The organism is Bradyrhizobium yuanmingense (genome assembly GCF_029167105.1).
Taxonomy (GTDB): Bacteria; Pseudomonadota; Alphaproteobacteria; order Rhizobiales; family Xanthobacteraceae; genus Bradyrhizobium; species Bradyrhizobium yuanmingense_A.
In genome coordinates, this window is sequence record NZ_JARFML010000011.1 from 158,384 (window position 1) to 173,670 (window position 15,287).

16 protein-coding genes are annotated in these 15,287 nt (G+C 64.3%); 7 read left to right on the plus strand and 9 right to left on the minus strand.

The genetic code is table 11. From position 1 onward, the window contains the following. Positions 1 to 8: 8 nt before the first annotated feature. Together P0R31_RS16740 and P0R31_RS16745 are read left to right on the plus strand one after the other, a co-directional pair. On the plus strand, positions 9 to 1,076 hold the full coding sequence (locus tag P0R31_RS16740; protein ID WP_036037755.1) for an alcohol dehydrogenase: 1,068 nt from the start codon (positions 9 to 11) through the stop codon (positions 1,074 to 1,076). Between the two features lie 134 nt (positions 1,077 to 1,210). Continuing rightward, positions 1,211 to 2,290, plus strand: a complete 1,080-nt coding sequence (locus P0R31_RS16745) for an isocitrate/isopropylmalate dehydrogenase family protein (RefSeq protein ID WP_275514970.1) — start codon at positions 1,211 to 1,213, stop codon at positions 2,288 to 2,290. 33 nt (positions 2,291 to 2,323) lie between these two features. Here the strand turns inward: P0R31_RS16745 and P0R31_RS16750 are convergent, their stop codons facing one another. The 3 genes from P0R31_RS16750 to P0R31_RS16760 form a co-directional block, all read right to left on the minus strand. After that, complete coding sequence (locus tag P0R31_RS16750; protein WP_275514971.1) at positions 2,324 to 3,145, minus strand: enoyl-CoA hydratase; 822 nt, start codon at positions 3,143 to 3,145, stop codon at positions 2,324 to 2,326. A 298-nt stretch (positions 3,146 to 3,443) separates the two neighbouring features. After that, positions 3,444 to 3,815: a helix-turn-helix domain-containing protein gene (locus P0R31_RS16755; RefSeq protein ID WP_020608151.1), complete on the minus strand. Its 372-nt coding sequence runs from the start codon at positions 3,813 to 3,815 to the stop codon at positions 3,444 to 3,446. A 29-nt stretch (positions 3,816 to 3,844) separates the two neighbouring features. Further along, positions 3,845 to 4,894: a LysR family transcriptional regulator gene (locus P0R31_RS16760; RefSeq protein ID WP_197961404.1), complete on the minus strand. Its 1,050-nt coding sequence runs from the start codon at positions 4,892 to 4,894 to the stop codon at positions 3,845 to 3,847. Between the two features lie 484 nt (positions 4,895 to 5,378). Here P0R31_RS16760 and P0R31_RS16765 point away from each other — a divergent pair, with 484 nt between their 5' ends. From P0R31_RS16765 to P0R31_RS16780, 4 genes are all read left to right on the plus strand, one after another. Continuing rightward, entirely contained in the window at positions 5,379 to 5,645 is a 267-nt protein-coding gene (locus P0R31_RS16765) for a hypothetical protein (protein WP_025034806.1), read from the plus strand. 206 nt (positions 5,646 to 5,851) lie between these two features. Next, the gene (locus P0R31_RS16770) at positions 5,852 to 6,583 is read left to right on the plus strand and encodes a cytochrome c biogenesis CcdA family protein (protein ID WP_036004503.1); all 732 of its coding nucleotides are present in this window, start codon (positions 5,852 to 5,854) and stop codon (positions 6,581 to 6,583) included. A gap of 143 nt (positions 6,584 to 6,726) precedes the next feature. After that, positions 6,727 to 6,999, plus strand: a complete 273-nt coding sequence (locus P0R31_RS16775; protein ID WP_036025895.1) for a hypothetical protein — start codon at positions 6,727 to 6,729, stop codon at positions 6,997 to 6,999. A gap of 258 nt (positions 7,000 to 7,257) precedes the next feature. Further along, a complete protein-coding gene (locus P0R31_RS16780) occupies positions 7,258 to 8,802 on the plus strand; it encodes a peroxidase family protein (RefSeq protein ID WP_275514972.1) in 1,545 nt (514 codons plus the stop codon). 79 nt (positions 8,803 to 8,881) lie between these two features. On the opposite strand, the gene P0R31_RS16785 is transcribed toward P0R31_RS16780, so the two are convergent. The 6 genes from P0R31_RS16785 to P0R31_RS16810 all read right to left on the minus strand — a co-directional run bounded on the left by P0R31_RS16785 (position 8,882) and on the right by P0R31_RS16810 (position 13,624). After that, on the minus strand, positions 8,882 to 9,937 hold the full coding sequence (locus P0R31_RS16785) for an ABC transporter substrate-binding protein (RefSeq protein WP_275514973.1): 1,056 nt from the start codon (positions 9,935 to 9,937) through the stop codon (positions 8,882 to 8,884). 4 nt (positions 9,938 to 9,941) lie between these two features. Further along, positions 9,942 to 10,229 (minus strand): hypothetical protein, encoded by a 288-nt coding sequence (locus P0R31_RS16790; RefSeq protein ID WP_275514974.1) that lies wholly within the window; start codon positions 10,227 to 10,229, stop codon positions 9,942 to 9,944. 41 nt (positions 10,230 to 10,270) lie between these two features. Continuing rightward, the gene (locus tag P0R31_RS16795) at positions 10,271 to 11,029 is read right to left on the minus strand and encodes an ABC transporter ATP-binding protein (RefSeq protein WP_275514975.1); all 759 of its coding nucleotides are present in this window, start codon (positions 11,027 to 11,029) and stop codon (positions 10,271 to 10,273) included. Further along, positions 11,026 to 11,832: an ABC transporter permease gene (locus P0R31_RS16800; RefSeq protein WP_036004520.1), complete on the minus strand. Its 807-nt coding sequence runs from the start codon at positions 11,830 to 11,832 to the stop codon at positions 11,026 to 11,028. Before P0R31_RS16800 ends, P0R31_RS16795 begins: the two co-directional genes overlap by 4 nt. Next, on the minus strand, positions 11,829 to 12,650 hold the full coding sequence (locus P0R31_RS16805) for an ABC transporter permease (RefSeq protein ID WP_275514976.1): 822 nt from the start codon (positions 12,648 to 12,650) through the stop codon (positions 11,829 to 11,831). Before P0R31_RS16805 ends, P0R31_RS16800 begins: the two co-directional genes overlap by 4 nt. A 152-nt stretch (positions 12,651 to 12,802) precedes the next feature. Continuing rightward, complete coding sequence (locus tag P0R31_RS16810) at positions 12,803 to 13,624, minus strand: FadR/GntR family transcriptional regulator (protein ID WP_275514977.1); 822 nt, start codon at positions 13,622 to 13,624, stop codon at positions 12,803 to 12,805. 611 nt (positions 13,625 to 14,235) lie between these two features. Here P0R31_RS16810 and P0R31_RS16815 point away from each other — a divergent pair. Further along, positions 14,236 to 15,234, plus strand: coding sequence for a TRAP transporter substrate-binding protein (locus P0R31_RS16815; protein WP_275514978.1), 999 nt, complete (start codon positions 14,236 to 14,238; stop codon positions 15,232 to 15,234). Positions 15,235 to 15,287: the final 53 nt, after the last annotated feature.

Consider the following 15,287-nt stretch of genomic DNA (forward strand, 5'->3'; position numbering starts at 1 on the left):
GGACGCCGATGAAGAGTTTCAAGGTTGCCGATTTCAAGGCACCGCTGTTGGAGGTCGACGAAGCGACGCCGCAGCCCTCGGGCACACAGGTGCTGATCAAGGTGAAGGCCGCCGGCGTCTGCCACAGCGACCTCCACATCTGGGAAGGCGGCTATGATCTCGGCCATGGCCGCAAGCCGCTCTCATTGAAGGACCGCGGCATCAACCTGCCGCTGACCATGGGCCACGAGACGGTCGGCGAAGTCCTCGCCTTCGGCCCCGACGTGAAGCCGACCGATCAAGGCGACCTGAAGGTCGGCGATGTCGGGCTGGTCTATCCCTGGATCGGCTGCGGCAAATGTGCCACGTGCCTCGCCGGTGACGAGAACATGTGCCTGACGCCGCGCTCGCTCGGGGTCTATTGCGACGGCGGCTATTCCGATCACATGCTGGTGCCGCATCCACGCTACCTGCTCAATCTGAAAGGCCTCGATCCTGCAACGACCGCGCCCTATGCCTGCTCGGGGGTCACCACCTACAGTGCGCTGAAGAAGGTCGAGCAGCATTTCGACACGCCGATCGTGATGTTCGGCGCCGGCGGCCTCGGACTGATGGCGTTGTCGCTGCTCAAGGCGATGGGCGGCAAGGGCGCGATCATGGTCGATATCGACGCAAGGAAGCGCGAGGCGGCAGAGAAGGCCGGTGCGCTCGCGACCGTCGATCCCAAGGCGCCGGACGCGCTGGAGCAACTTGCCAAGAAGGCCGGCGGTCCGATCCGCGCCGTGATCGATCTCGTCGGCAATGCCGCCACGACGCAGCTCGGCTTCGACTGCCTGACCAAAGGCGGCAAGCTCGTCATCGTTGGCCTGTTCGGCGGCGGCGCGACCTGGGCACTGCCGCTGATTCCGATCAAGGCGGTGACGATCCAGGGCAGCTATGTCGGAAACTTGCGCGAGACGCAGGAGCTGCTCGACCTCGTGCGGTCGAAGAAGGTGCCGCCGATCCCGGTGACGCAACAACCGCTCGCCAAGGCCAACGACGCCCTGCTGCAATTGCAGCAGGGCGCGGTGGTCGGGCGTACGGTGCTGACGCCGTAGTTCGACGCTCTCTCTTCCGTCATTGCGAGGAGCGAAGCGACGAAGCAATCCAGAATGCTTCTGTGGATGAAGTTCTGGATTGCTTCGCTTCGCTCGCAATGACGACCTGGTTGACACCTTTCCTGAGGCCTTAAATGTCCGCAAACGACGCCTTCCACATTGCCGTGCTCGCCGGTGACGGCATCGGCCCTGAAGTCATGGCGCCGGCGCTGGAGGTGCTGCGCAAGGTCGGCGAGAAGTCCGGCCTCGGCTTCCGCTTCACCGAGGCGCCGGCCGGCGCCAACCATTATCTCACGACCGGCAAGTCGATGCCGGATAGCACCATCAAGCTCTGCGAGGAGGCGGACGCGATCCTGCTCGGGGCCTGCGGCCTGCCGTCGGTGCGCTACCCCGACAACACCGAGATCGCGCCGCAGATCGAGCTGCGCTTCATCTTCGATCTCTATGCCGGCGTGCGTCCGGCGCGCCTCATTCCGGGCGTGCCGAGCCCGATCGTCGGCGCCGACCAGCGCGGCATCGATCTCGTCGTGATCCGCGAGTCCACCGAAGGCCTGTTCGCCTCGATGGGCAAGGGCGTCGTCACCCACGAGGACGCGCGCGAGACCATGGTGATCACGCGCAAAACCTCCGAGCGTCTGTTCGAGTTCTCGTTTCGCCTTGCCGAGCGGCGCAAGGCGCGCGGCAAGCCGGGCGCGCTCACCTGCGTCGACAAGGCGAACGTATTCAAGGCGTTCGCGTTCTTCCGCGGCATCTTCGACGAGATCGAGAAGAAGCATCCTGACGTGAAGACCGACCGGCTCTATGTCGATGCCTGCTCGGCGATGCTGGTCAAGCGTCCCTGGGATTTCGACGTGATGGTGATGGAGAACATGTTCGGCGACATCCTCTCCGACATCACCGCGAGCCTGATCGGCGGCCTCGGCATGGCGCCGTCCGCCGACATCGGCGACAAATACGCTGTGTTCCAGCCGTGCCACGGCACTGCGCCTGACATCATGGGGCAGGGCAAGGCCAACCCCACCGGCATGATCCTGTCCGCCGCGATGATGCTGGATTGGCTCGCCGACAAGCACGGCATCGAGAGCGCTGCGGAGGCCGGCGAGACAATCGAGCGCGCGATCGACCAGGTCTATGCCGGCGGCATCAAGCCGATGGAGTTCGGCGGCGGCAATGGCACGGCTGACATCACGAAAGCGGTGCTGGGAGCGCTGTAGGGGCTGTGCGCCTCGCCTCTCTCCACGACGAGATTACTTCCCCCTAAACCGCGGCTTGCGCTTTTCCATGAAGGCCTGCCGGCCCTCGCGGAAATCCGCGCTGTCCATGCAGGCATTGCCGATCGCCTTGATCGCCTCCATGTCGCGTGCGCTCTCATCCTTCAAGACCTGCGCGATGGTGATCTTGGCCGCCTTGATCGCGAGCGGGGCGTTCTGCGCGATCGTCTCGGCCATCGCCATGGTCTCGCCCCAGAGCTCGCCTTGCGGAAACACGCGCTCGACGAGGCCGATGCGTAGCGCCTCGGCGGAACCGATGCGCATGCCCGTATACATCAGCAGCCGCGCCCAGGACGGGCCGACCAGCGACACCAGATGCCGCAGGCCGTCATAGCCATAGGCGATGCCGAGCTTGGCGGCGGGAATGCCGAACTGGCTTTCATGCGAGGCGAGGCGGATGTCGGCGAGCATCGCGACCTGCATGCCGCCGCCGAGGCAATAGCCGTCGATGCAGGCGATGGTCGGCTTGGGATAATCGGCGAGCAGCGCGCGCTGGGCGGCGCTGCGCCTGGCGTATTGCTCGGACGCCGCCGCATTGTGCCTCACCTTCTCGAACTGGCTGATGTCGGCACCCGAGACGAACGCCTTGCCGCCGGCGCCGCGCAGGATCACGACGCGCACCGTATCGTCGTCGCGCAAGGCCGTCAGCGCCTCGCCAAATCCCTCCCACATCTCCAGCGACATCGCGTTGCGCTTGTCGGGATTGTTGAAGGTGATCACGCCGACGCCATCGGCCGTGTGCGTCAGAATCTTGCCGTCGGCGTAAGGTGTTCCGGTCGTGCTGATATCGTCTGGCATCGCGCGCTCGCTGCTCGGTGGCGAGGCGCAATGTGCGGCGCAGGCACCGCCGCGGTCAACCGGCGCGGGAGAGCAGAGCCTGCATCCGCCCGTGCTGCGATTGCATGGCGCGCCGCGTTCGACGGAGGCCGAAACGTCGAAGGAAGACCGCCAAGAAAAAGGGGCGGCCAGGCCGCCCCGAGACAGGCCGCGCACAGTTGCGCGCAGACATCTTTCGGCCGATCTCGTGCAATCCGGCCGCGCCCCCGTGACGCGGCGGATTGAACGTCGGCCGTGAAGGCCGGACCGTCGACCGGCCTTAGCTCTCGTTGGCCGCGATCGATTCCATCAGCGAGACGAGCTGACGCTGCACCGTCTGGTCCTTGATCTTGCTGTAGGCGCGCAGCAGGCGGAGGCTGAAGGCCGAATCGAGGAAGAGCAGGCTCTCGACTTCGCGGGCCTTGTTGTCGCCGTCGTAGAAGAAGGTCACGGGCACATCGAGGGCGGAGGCGATCTGCTGAAGCCGAGCCGCGCCGACGCGATTGACGCCCTTCTCGTATTTCTGTACCTGCTGGAAGCTGACGCCGAGCTTCTCGCCGAGCTCGGCCTGCGAGATCTTCATCTCGACGCGCCGCAGACGGATCCGCTTGCCAAGCTCGATGTCCGGCTTGCCCGCACTGCGCTGCTTCATTCTTTTCGCCGCTGCTTTCATCTCTGTTTTCACCTTTGTTCTTCGGTTGAAAATCCCCCGAAGAGCTGGGTCAGGGGTTCGCCCATATACGAGTCCTTGAATTCATGCGGGTGCACGAACTCTTCCTTAAACCACGGGAAGCGGGCCGGATTGAAAGCCTCGATCAGCCAGTCAATCATGTGCCGCACGCGCGGGATACGGCCGCTACCGGGGTGGTAGGACAGCCAGATATCCAGCGGTCGGTTCAGCTCGACCTCCAGTGGAATTAGTTTCCCGCCGAGCGCAATGGCGTAGCTCGGGAAGACGCCGATGCCGGCGCCGTTCGCGACCGCCCAATAGTTGGCGCTCGAGACGTTCGTCTTCATGACCAGAAGGTCACGTTCGGACACGCCCGGGAAGAAGCTCTCGAAGGATTCCTTGGCGGCGAGCTGGTCGGCGAACTGCAGCACCAGACGATGCTTGATCAATTCCGCCGCCGAGCGCGGGGCGCCATGCTTTGCGATGTATTTCTCGGAGGCCCAGAACATCAGATGCATGCGGCCGAGCCGCACCAGCTTGATGTCCAGCGCCGAGGGACGGGACAGATGAATGGCGACGTCGGCCTCGTGGCGCGAGACGTCGGCCGAGCGCATCGCGCAATGCAGGTCCACCAGGATCTTCGGATAGGCCTGCTGGAATTCGACGAGGCGGGGGGCAAGCCAGAATGTGCCGAGCCCCTCGGTGACGGCCACGCGGACCTCGCCCGACAGCGCGTTGGCCATCGAATCGCTGGCGCGCAGCACGTCGAAGGTGGCCGCCTCCATGCGCTCGACAGCGGAGACTACCAAGGCGCCCTCATCGGTCAGATGGGTGCCGTGGACGTCGCGCGTGAATAACGTGGTGCCGGTCTGGCGTTCGAAATCGTCAATTCGGCGCCGCACCGCGTTGATCGACAGAGACAGGCGCTCGGCCGCCGAGCGAAAGCTTCCGCATCGGACGACTTCCAAGAATATGCGGGCGGCGTCCCAATCGGAGAGACCGCTGAGGTTTGTCTTCGGGCGTTCCGCCAGAGGAACGCCCCTTTCCGCCAAGGAGTGCATACAATTCCCTTTGGAACGCTAAACTGGCAGAATCTGGCGCAAACCACAACCACGACGGGTTGGGGAACGACGAGTTTTGAACGTCATCCTTACTACCTTAGGGCGGTATTTGGATGCTCCCATGGGCTGGGAATTCGGGCGATGCTATCGGCTCGAGTAAGGGGTATGGCGTGAGTTCCGTTGCGAGCCGCGAGATGGCTGCGGGAGTGCCGGCGCTGACTGCAATGAACGGTCTTGCGCAGGAGTCGGTGCTCTTCGCCGTTGCTGGATCAATCGCACGCGTCAGGCGTTCGCTCCCGGAGCATTGCGGCGGTCGCCAAGGGCGCCGTATGGCGATGCGAGCGGGAACCCCGGTTCCGCAGCAGAATCACACTGAAATCAGGTTCGAAGGCGCAGTCGCCTCATGCTATCTATGGTCTTCCATGGGGGCCGAAGGGGGCGTGACAGATACGTCTCGCAGGCCGAATTAACGGAAAGAACGCCGGTGTCGCATTCAGACGAACAGTTGCAATCGGTGCTGGAAACGCTCGAGGAGTGCCGCAGGGTTCTCAATGCGTGCAACAGCCGCGAGTCGGCCGAGATGCTGTCCATCGTCATCCTCGACGTCAGGATGAAACTGAAAGGAATCGACAGTGCCGATCTCAAGGCACTGTGCGACGAAATGCTGCGGAGCGCTGCCAGCGAGCCGCCGCCCCCCTCCAAGCAGACGCAGGACCAGCCCCGGCGTCCGCTGCTCCGCGTGGTGAAGTAGCCGCGCCGCCGAATCTCGCTTTCCGGCGAGATTTGTGCGCGTCCCGATGCCGCATCTGTGATCACGGAGGGCATCGGGCGGAGCCCTGGTTTTGTGCGCCTCTGTTGCGCATTCTCCGGCATGGGCTACACCAGAGCCGGTTCGGCTCCGGGCCGGGCGCGTTCCCTGCGCGCCCTGACGGGGCCTGAGATGGCTCCGATTGCATCATGCAAAATGTTTCGATTCCGGCGGCACTGATTGCCGGCCTCGTCAGCTTCCTCTCGCCTTGCGTCCTGCCTCTGGTTCCGCCCTATCTAGTCTACCTCACGGGCGCCACGATCGAGCATGTCGAGAGCGACGAGCCGGTCGCGGCCTCCAAGCGCGCGATCATGATGTCGGCGCTCCTGTTCGTGCTCGGCTTCTCCACCATCTTCGTGGCGCTCGGCGCCAGCGCTTCACTGATCGGCGGGCTGATCCGTGCCTGGTCGGCAGAGCTGTCGATCCTCGCCGGCATCGTCATCATCATCATGGGCCTGCACTTCCTCGGCCTGACGCGCATCGGCTTTCTGATGCGGGAAGGACGCCTGCCGATCCCCAAACCGGTCGGCCTGTGGGGCGCCTATATCATGGGCCTCGCATTCGCGTTTGGCTGGACACCCTGCATCGGCCCGATCCTCGCCGCGATCCTCTCGGTCGCCGCGGCGGAAGCCACGGTGACGAGGGGCGCCGGCCTGCTCGCGGTCTATTCCGCTGGTCTCGGCATCCCATTCCTGATCGCCGCGCTGATGATCGAACAGTTCTCCGCGCTGTTCGCGCGCATGAAGGGCCACCTCGTCAACGTCGAGCGCGCCATGGGCGTCTTGATGGTGCTCACCGGCATCGGCTTTCTCACCGGCGCGGTCTCGAATGTGAGCATCTGGCTGCTGGAGACGTTTCCGGTGCTGCAGACGATCGGTTAGGGCGCGCGGGGACCGGGTTTTCACGGACGAAAAAGTAGAGGAACCGTTGAAATCCGTCAGGCATGCTGTCACGGAACGACGATTCCAAACCTTTCCGGTCCCGAGGCGTTGCATCGGGGGACAACTCGCATGGTGGAGATCACGTGACCAAGACACTGCGCTTAGAGCCCCTGTCGGACAACGCGGCGTTGGTTGCCTGGCAATTTTTGGGGCAGCCGTTGCAGGAGTGGCCGAGCTGGGTTCAGTCGAATTGCTCGCTGCAGAAGGATGCCGACGGAAAATTCGAGCTTCGGCACGAGCGGCGCAGCGGCACCCAGATCGTCTATCTCGGCGAGTGGCTGGTGAGAGATCTCGATGGCGGCGTGGACTTCTACACGGACGCTGAGATCTGGTCGCGGTTCGCTGCCAAGCGCTGACGCGCGGAGAGATTCAGTCGACGCGTCGATCGCGCCTTAGTCTTTCCTGCTCGAGCTTCGGACGATCAAAAGCCTGTGTGGCTGGTGGGGCAAAAAGCCTCGCGGTAGGACCCGCCCACAGAATGCAATCTGTAGTAATATTTCATTTTACTGCACCCTGAGGGGCAATTCTTCTGAACGTATACTGAAACGAGAATTTCAGACAATCGACATCTTCGGCGCCCCTCTCCCTTACAGCATATTGAGCAGGAGCAAGCGATGGGAACCGACGTGAATGTTCATCCCGGTCATGGCAAGGCCGGACGTCAACCGACGCGACAATTTCTGGATACGCTTTCCGGACACGACGATCCGGGCATGTTTGGCCGGATGTTTCCGACCCTGGAGCCGCTGGCTGTCGACGACGGTCCGCTGCGCGAGCTCGCCGACGCGATGAAGGATCCCGCCCCCGGCGACGCCGCGGGAAACAACCTCAACGTCCCGGCGGGTTTCACCTATCTCGGCCAATTCGTCGATCATGACATCACGCTCGATCTGACCTCCTTCGGCGAGAAGGAAGCCGATCCAACGGCGGTGACGAATTTCCGCACCCCCGCACTCGATCTCGACAGCGTCTATGGTCTCGGCCCCGACGGAAGCCGTCATCTCTACGCGCGCAATTCGGCGGGCGACAACGGCAAGACACCGGGCCCCAAGCTGCTGATCGGCAAGACCGTCAACGTCGATGACATCACCGGTGATCTTCGCAACGACCTGCCGCGCAATCCCGAGGGGTTTGCCCTGATAGGCGATCATCGCAACGACGAGAACCTGGTCGTCGCGCAAACGCATCTTGCGATGCTGAAGTTTCACAACAAGGTCTGCGATCAGCTCGCGGCGTCCGGCAAGCCGGCGGGCGAGGTCTTCGAGGAAGCGCGCCGGATCGTGACCTGGCACTACCAATGGATGGTCCTGCACGATTTCGTGGAGCGGATCACCGAGAAAGGGATCGTCGCGAAGATCCTCGAGCAGGGGCGACGCTTCTACCGCTTCAAGAAGATCCCCTACATGCCCGTCGAGTTTTCGGGCGCCGTCTATCGTCTCGGCCACAGCATGGTGCGCCAGGTCTATAGCCACAACCGGATCTTCACGCCTGGTGGCCTCGCGCCGGCGACCCTGGACCTGCTGTTCAGGTTCACCGGGCTGTCGGGCGGCATCATCGGCGATCTGGCACCAAACCCGATTCAGCCACCGCTCCCGCTTCCGGTGCTTTCCAGCAACTGGATCATCGACTGGCGGCGCTACTATAAGCTGTTGCCGAACAATCCTGCGGGCGTGGGGTTCAATCCCTCCCGCAAGATCGACCCGTTCATCGTGCCGCAACTCCATACCCTGCCTGGTGACGGCGGCAGCCTGCCGTTCCGCAACCTCAAGCGCGGCGTGTTGCTGGGATTGCCGTCCGGGCAGGACGTCGCCAAGGCCATGAAGATCAAGAATCCGCTGACGCCGGAAGAAATCTCGAAGGGGAGCGACGGCGCCGTGGCGAAAAAGCATGGCCTGCACCAGAATACCCCGCTCTGGTACTACATCCTCAAGGAGGCGGAGCAGCGGGGCAGCGGCGAAAGGCTCGGCCCGGTCGGCGCGACCCTGCTTGCCGAGGTCTTCGTCGGCCTCGTCCATGGCGACCACCAGTCGTATCTTTGGCTGAAGGGCAAGACCTGGAAGCCGACGTTGCCGTCGCAAGTGCCGGGCGAATTCACGATGGCCGACCTGCTGCGTTTCGTCGGGGATATCAGCCCGATCGACGGCATATCGACGGTCTAGACCAGACGCCCGCCAGCGTTGCAGACGATGGGCCAGACCGGCGTGCATGGCGCGCCGGTCTGGACGTTTGCAACAATGCTCAGGGCTTGAACACGTAGCCCGGCGTGATCGCCGCCGTCTCCGGGATCGGCGGCAGGTCGGCGAACAGCTCGGGACGTTCCTTCATGACCTTGAGTATGTGCTTCGGCTCGATATGCGCATTGACGTCGAAGGTCGATTTGAGGATGCCGAGCCGGGTGAGCCGGTCCTGGGCGCTCCACAGCGCGCGGTAGTTGTTCGCCGACAGCCGGCGGTCCGCCTGCTGGATGTTGAACTGCATCGCGGCCTCCGCGACCTCCTGCTTCAGGCCTGGAATCCAGCGCGTGGCGACTTGTGCCGCCAGCTTCGGGTTCTTGCGCATCCATTGGTCGGCCTCGGAGACGGCGGCGAGGAATTTCTCGATGGTCTCGCCGTTGGCCTGCACCCATGGGCGCAGCGCGACGTTGAAGCCGATATAGGAAATCACGTCGCCGCCCCGGATGATCTCGACGGCGCCCGGCACGTCCTTGCCCGCGACGATCGGCCAGGGGTCCCAGCCCGAGAACGCGTCGATGCCCTTGGCCAGCAAGGCGACGGTCATGTCCGGGGGCGGGGTGTTGACCAATGTTACGTCGTCGGGTTTCAGTCCGGCCTTCTCCAGCGTCGCCAGGATGTAGAGATGGTTGATCGTGCCGAACGACGCCGCGATCTTCTTGCCCTTCAACGTCGACAGGTCGCCCTTGACGATGCCCGAGCCTTCGCGCGCGATGATCGCCATCGTGGCATCGGAGCCGGCCTTGGTGGCGTTGCCGCTGTAATTGCCCAGCGCGACGAGGTCCATGCCGCGCAGCACCGCGCCGATCATGGGCACGCCGACCTGCACGATCTCGCTCTCGCCGGCCTGCAACGCGTTCAGCGCGTCGACGCCGGTGGCGTAGGGGCGTGCGATCGTGACGTCGAGCCCGTACTTCTCGAAGAAGCCGCGCTCGAGCGCGATGGGCAGGCCGATCTGGTCGATGCCGGTGACCATGCCGGCCTTGAGTTTCGTCGGGGTTTGGGCGCTTGCCGGCACCATGCCGGCCAGAAGCGCCAATCCAAGCAGCAAGAGTCGTTTCATAGTCTCAGCCTCCCTCTTTTATCGGCCCCACCGCCGTCACCCAATAAGGCCGGGCCACGGCATTGAGGTCCGTTCTTTTGACACCGCGCAATTCGATCGAATGCTCGTCCGTGCCCGAGACGCGTCCGTATTGCTGGAAGGCGAGCACGTGGAAGCGCTCCGGCGTGAACGGCAGCTCGATCTGCACATTCACCTTTTCCGACGTGCCCGTGAGCTCCGGCGAGATCTTTCCGGGGGCTGTGATCGTCAGCCAGAGCTGAAACAATGCCCATGCGGCCACCGCGCCGATCACGACACGGCTCTTGGGCGAGCGAAGAACGTCTGAGGCGATGCTCATGCCGCGCGCACCATCTGCAGAACGCGCGCCGAAAGCTGCTTGAATTGGTCATCCCTGACGAGATCGTCCCAGACGCGGGGACGCGGAAGGTCGATCGCGACCTGATCGAGTACGCGTCCTTTCGACAGCACGACGACGCGGTTGGCGAGAAACACCGCTTCCGGAACGTCATGGGTGATGAAGATCACCGTCGGCTTGCGCTCCTGCCAGATGCGGGTCAGTTCCTCCTGGAGCGTCATCCGCGTCTGCGCGTCGACGCTGGCGAACGGCTCGTCCATCAAGAGGACGTCGGGGTTGTTGGCGAGTGCGCGGACCACGCCGACACGCTGCTGCATGCCCCCGGAGAGCTCGTTGGGATAGCGGTGCGCCGCATGCGAGAGCCCGGCAAGCGCTAGATATTCATGCGCGATGCGGTCGCGCTCGGCCTTCGGCACGCCGCGCATCTTCGGCCCGAAGCCGACATTGTCGAGCACGGTCTTCCAGGGAAACAGCGCGAACGACTGGAACACGACGCCACGCTCGGGGCCGGGCCCGTGCACCGGCTTGCCGTCGAGCAGGATGTCCCCCTTCGAATAGGGGATGAAGCCGGCGATCATGTTCAGGATCGTCGTCTTGCCGCAGCCGGAGGGGCCGACCACCGAGATGAATTCGCCGGGCTCGACGTCGAGCGAGACGTCGTGGACGGCGGTGACATGCGCGCCCGCATAAGGGTCGAAATAGGTCTTGCCGAGATTGCGCAGCGAGAGCGTCTTCATGATGTCACCAATCCCCAACGCTGGCCGGTCGCACGCTCGAGCGGGGCGAGAATCCAGGCGTCCACGATGTACCAGAGCAGTCCGAGAATGATCATGCCGAGGATGATCTCGACGGTCGAGCCGGCGCGGCGCGCATCGAACATCATGAAGCCGATCCCTGAGGTGCCGACGATCATCTCGACGGCGATCAGCGCGCGCCAGCCGTAACCGAGTCCGTTGCGCAGGCCCGTGATGATGTTGGGCAGCGCTCCCGGCAGCGTCACCTCCCAGAGCACGCGCGCCCGCGAAGCCCCGAGGCTCAAGGCGGCGCGCGACAGATCGCGCGGCACCGATTCGACGCCGAGCACGGTGTTGAGCACGACGGGGAACAGCACGGTGTAGACGATGACGAAGGTCATCGTCGTCAGACCGAAGCCGAACCAGATCAGAAGGATCGGCAGCCAGGCGATGTCGCCGATGGCCTGAAAGAACAGCAGCACCGGCCAGCAGATGCGATGCGCCCAGCGGCTGGTGCCGATCAGGATGCCCAAGGGTATGCCGAGCGCCATGCCGACCGCGGCGCCGGTCGCGAGCCGGATCAGGCTGTCCTGGAGATAGTCGGGCAGGATGCCCTTGTAGGTCAGCGTGAAGAATGCGCGGATGACGTCGGCCGGGCCGGGGAAGAACGCGCGTGGAAACAGCCCGGCCTCGCTGACCGCGGTCCACAGCGCCAGCACCGGGATGAAGGGAATGATCGCGGCGATGCCCGGCCAGCGCCGGGTCAGGCGGGCATAGCCGGCCCAGATTTGCAGCAGGACGTTCATGCGCGCCTCACCATGCCCCAGCGCTCGATGGTCGCGCGCTCCAGCGGGACCAGCAACAGACGGTCGATCAGAAGCCAGAGCACGCCGATCACGATCATGCCGAACACGATCACCTCGGTGCGGTAGAAATCGCGCGCGACGAACAGCATGTAGCCGAGCCCGACATTGGTCGCGATCATCTCCGCGGCGATCAGGCCGCGCCAGGCAAAGCCCAGGCCGGTGCGAATGCCCGTGACGATATTGGGCAGGGCGCCCGGCAGCAGCACTTCGGTCAGCAGCGCCCAGCGGCCGGCGCCGAGCGAGGCGGCAGCGTTGCGCAGCGTGTGCGGGATGGTCCTGACGCCGAGAAGCGTGTTGTAGGCGACGACGAAGAACACGGCGTTGAAGATCACGAAGACGATCGCGCCGAAACCGTAACCGAACCACAGCGTCGCGATGGGGATCCAGGCAATGCCGGCGAGCACCGAGAAGAACCGGAACAGCGGCGTGAGAAAGGCCGCGACGGTCGGGCTGACGCCCATGGCGATGCCGAGCGGCACCGCGGTGGCAATGCCGATCAGTGTGCCCAGGCCGACGCGCAAGAGGCTGGCGCCGACATGGGCGAACAACGTGCCGTCGCGAATCGAGTCAAGCGCGGCGCTGCCGACCGCGCCGACCGAGGGAAACACGCGCGGATTGACGTTGAACAGCGGGATCACGGCAGCCCATACCGCGACCAGCGCAAGCAGCGGCGCGACGAACATTGCAGCGCCGGCCAGCGAGTTGACGCTGCGGATCAGCCGCGACGATCGGCCTTTCAGACTGCCGGTCACCTGCATTCGACCTCCCTGACGCTCAGCTATGCCTGTACCGGCATTTCCCGCTGATCATTGCCGGTATCGTAGCCGCGTCTCGCGCAATCGCATATCTGTATCGGTTGCGACCCTCCTCGCGATCCGCGCGGAACGCGGATCCGGGCTGGGCCCTCAAGTCACGGTGCATGGCGCTTTCTCTTGCGGTTTAGGCTCGGCTTCCCGACGGCGCGCAGGGTCGATCCGTCCGCTTTGCGAGCCGCTGCGGCGATAATCGTCTTTCGGTTCGACAGCTTCGATCGGGTGTAGCCCAGCAGCCGTTCCATCGCGGCGCGCGCCTTCTCCGGGTTGCCGCTCTCGATGGCCCGCGCCGCTGTTACGTGGTTCGGCAGATTGTCCTTGAACCAGCCGCCGGGGCCGCCGACGGCAACGGTGAAGACGGTGCCTAGAATGGTGTCGATCGCGCCGCGAAAGCCCTGGAGGACCGGATTGTGGGTCGCGTCCAGGATGGCGAGATGGAAAGCCTTGTCGGCAGCAAGGGCGCTGGCCTGGTCCTTTGCAGTCTGCATCGCCGCCAGGGCCGTGTCGATCCGCCAGCGGTCGTTCCTGGTTGCACGTTCGGCCGCAAGCGCTGCGGCAGCGGGCTCGATGATCGAGCGCACCTCCTGGATTGCCAGCAGAAGGTCCCGATCCGGCTCGTCCTGGCCGACCAGCCAGCTCAGCACGTCGCGGTCGAGCAGACTCCATTCGTGGCGCGGCAGCACGTGCGTGCCGTGGCGCGGCCGCACGCTGACGAGACCTTTTGCGGCGAGCGTCTTGATGGCTTCGCGCACCACGCCGCGCCCGACTCCGAAGCGGGTTTCGAGCTCAGGCTCCGGCGGCAAGGCTGTCCCGACCGGAATGAGATCCTGCGCGATCTCGCGGCCGAGCGTCGTCAGCACGGCGCGAATGCGGCCGGGCTTGATCGGCTTGTCGACGGGGCTCGGGCGCGGTCTTGCCACTCGTACGTTTCTCCCGTCCGGCCTGTCGCGGCTGGTTCGTTTGTCTTTGGCGGCCACGCCCCGGCAGCTGCAATCATCGGATGTTTAACATCGGATGAATGGATGAGGGCAAGCGCAATTGTCGCAGCACACCCCGTGTTGCGCTGCGATATGCGCTGGACCGCGCATCAAAGCGTCTCCTCCAGCGCGCAGGTCACGTGCAGACGACGCCGCGCGGCAGGGGCAAGCCCCCCTGGTCCGCTGCACCTCGGCATCGACCGCCATGCGCATGCTACGTACGTTTCCAGCACACGGCGCATCGCCTCGCTGCGATCCTGACGCTAGTTGTAATAGGCAAGCCCCCAGCGAAAACGATCAGCGGCAGCGTCGTTTCGGCCCCCGCCAGCGCACCCCTGATCGCCGGAGACCTCGCGCCTCCGCCGCGCACCGGATTGGCGAGTTGCAGTGCAGCAGGCGTTTACGTGCAGTCCTGCGACGAAGGGGTTGCTCCAGCGCACGCGAAATGACTTCCGTCCCGCCGAGGTTTTTCATACGCTTGCCTCTCGCAAGCCGCATAACGGCTGCGCTCACGGCCCGGCGACAGGGCCGGAGCATCAAAGGGAGGGGAGACGATGAGGCGAAGGTCATTTCTCGCAGGTGTCGGTGCAACCACTGCGGCAGCTGCCATCGGCATGCCGTCGATCCTGAGGGCGCAAGCCCCGATCACGCTGAACGGTGCCGTGCAGTTCAACGACGACCATGCCTTCAACCGGGCCCTGCTGCGGTTTGAGGAGCTGGTGAAGAAATATTACGGCAAGCCCGTCAACTTCACCCTGCACAGGAACTCCTCGCTCGGCCTCGAGAAGCAGTATTTCGAGTACATGTCGCAGGGCAAGGCAGTCGATTACGGCATCGTCTCGCCGGCTCACATGTCGACCTTCGCCAAGGCCGCTCCGTTCATCGATGCGCCCTTCGTGTTCAAGGGCATCGAGCACATGAACAAGGTGGTCGAAGCCAATATCCTGGCGCCGGTCGCCGACGAGGTCGCCGCCAAGGCGGACGTGGTTCTGATCGGTTATGCCGGCGGCGGCATCCGCAATATCTTCGCCAACAAGCCGCTCAAGAACCTCGCCGACCTCAAGGGCCTCAAGGTGCGCGTGCAGGGCGCGCCGATCTGGTCGAAGACCTTTGCGGCCGTCGGCATGAGCCCCACCGTGATCGCCTACAACGAAGTCTACAACGCGATCCAGAACGGGGTGATATCAGCCGGCGAGAACGAGGCAGCCGGCGTCGAGGCGATGAAGTTCTACGAAGTGGCGCCGCATCTCAACCTGACCCAGCACGCCGTGTCGATTCGGCCGATCTGCTTCTCCGTTAAGACGCTGAAGACCCTGCCGAAGGATCTGCAGGACGCGATCATGAAGGCGGGCAAGGAGGCCGGCGATTACGGCCGTCAGCTCGAGTCGAGCGAAGAGGTCGTCAAGCTCGACACGCTGGAGAAAGCCGGCAAGCTCAAGCGCGTTCCTTTCGAGGAGCGGGATGCCATGAAGAAGCTCGCCGACCCCGTGATGGCCACCTACGCCAAGGAGATCGGCGCGGAGGGCATTTTCGAGAAGATCAACGTCGTCTGAGGCCGCCCCGTCCGCCGACAGCATTCCGGGCAGGCCCCGCTTCCTGCCCGGAC

What these genes read in the sequence shown, in the direction of transcription:
- P0R31_RS16795 (WP_275514975.1), bottom strand. Translation starts at nt 11,029, where the DNA reads ATGAAGACGCTCTCGCTGCGCAATCTCGGCAAGACCTATTTCGACCCT.
- P0R31_RS16745 (WP_275514970.1), top strand. Translation starts at nt 1,211, where the DNA reads ATGTCCGCAAACGACGCCTTCCACATTGCCGTGCTCGCCGGTGACGGC.
- P0R31_RS16770 (WP_036004503.1), top strand. Translation starts at nt 5,852, where the DNA reads ATGCAAAATGTTTCGATTCCGGCGGCACTGATTGCCGGCCTCGTCAGC.
- P0R31_RS16760 (WP_197961404.1), bottom strand. Translation starts at nt 4,894, where the DNA reads ATGCACTCCTTGGCGGAAAGGGGCGTTCCTCTGGCGGAACGCCCGAAG.
- P0R31_RS16780 (WP_275514972.1), top strand. Translation starts at nt 7,258, where the DNA reads ATGGGAACCGACGTGAATGTTCATCCCGGTCATGGCAAGGCCGGACGT.
- P0R31_RS16815 (WP_275514978.1), top strand. Translation starts at nt 14,236, where the DNA reads ATGAGGCGAAGGTCATTTCTCGCAGGTGTCGGTGCAACCACTGCGGCA.
- P0R31_RS16805 (WP_275514976.1), bottom strand. Translation starts at nt 12,650, where the DNA reads ATGCAGGTGACCGGCAGTCTGAAAGGCCGATCGTCGCGGCTGATCCGC.
- P0R31_RS16800 (WP_036004520.1), bottom strand. Translation starts at nt 11,832, where the DNA reads ATGAACGTCCTGCTGCAAATCTGGGCCGGCTATGCCCGCCTGACCCGG.
- P0R31_RS16740 (WP_036037755.1), top strand. Translation starts at nt 9, where the DNA reads ATGAAGAGTTTCAAGGTTGCCGATTTCAAGGCACCGCTGTTGGAGGTC.
- P0R31_RS16755 (WP_020608151.1), bottom strand. Translation starts at nt 3,815, where the DNA reads ATGAAGCAGCGCAGTGCGGGCAAGCCGGACATCGAGCTTGGCAAGCGG.
- P0R31_RS16750 (WP_275514971.1), bottom strand. Translation starts at nt 3,145, where the DNA reads ATGCCAGACGATATCAGCACGACCGGAACACCTTACGCCGACGGCAAG.
- P0R31_RS16785 (WP_275514973.1), bottom strand. Translation starts at nt 9,937, where the DNA reads ATGAAACGACTCTTGCTGCTTGGATTGGCGCTTCTGGCCGGCATGGTG.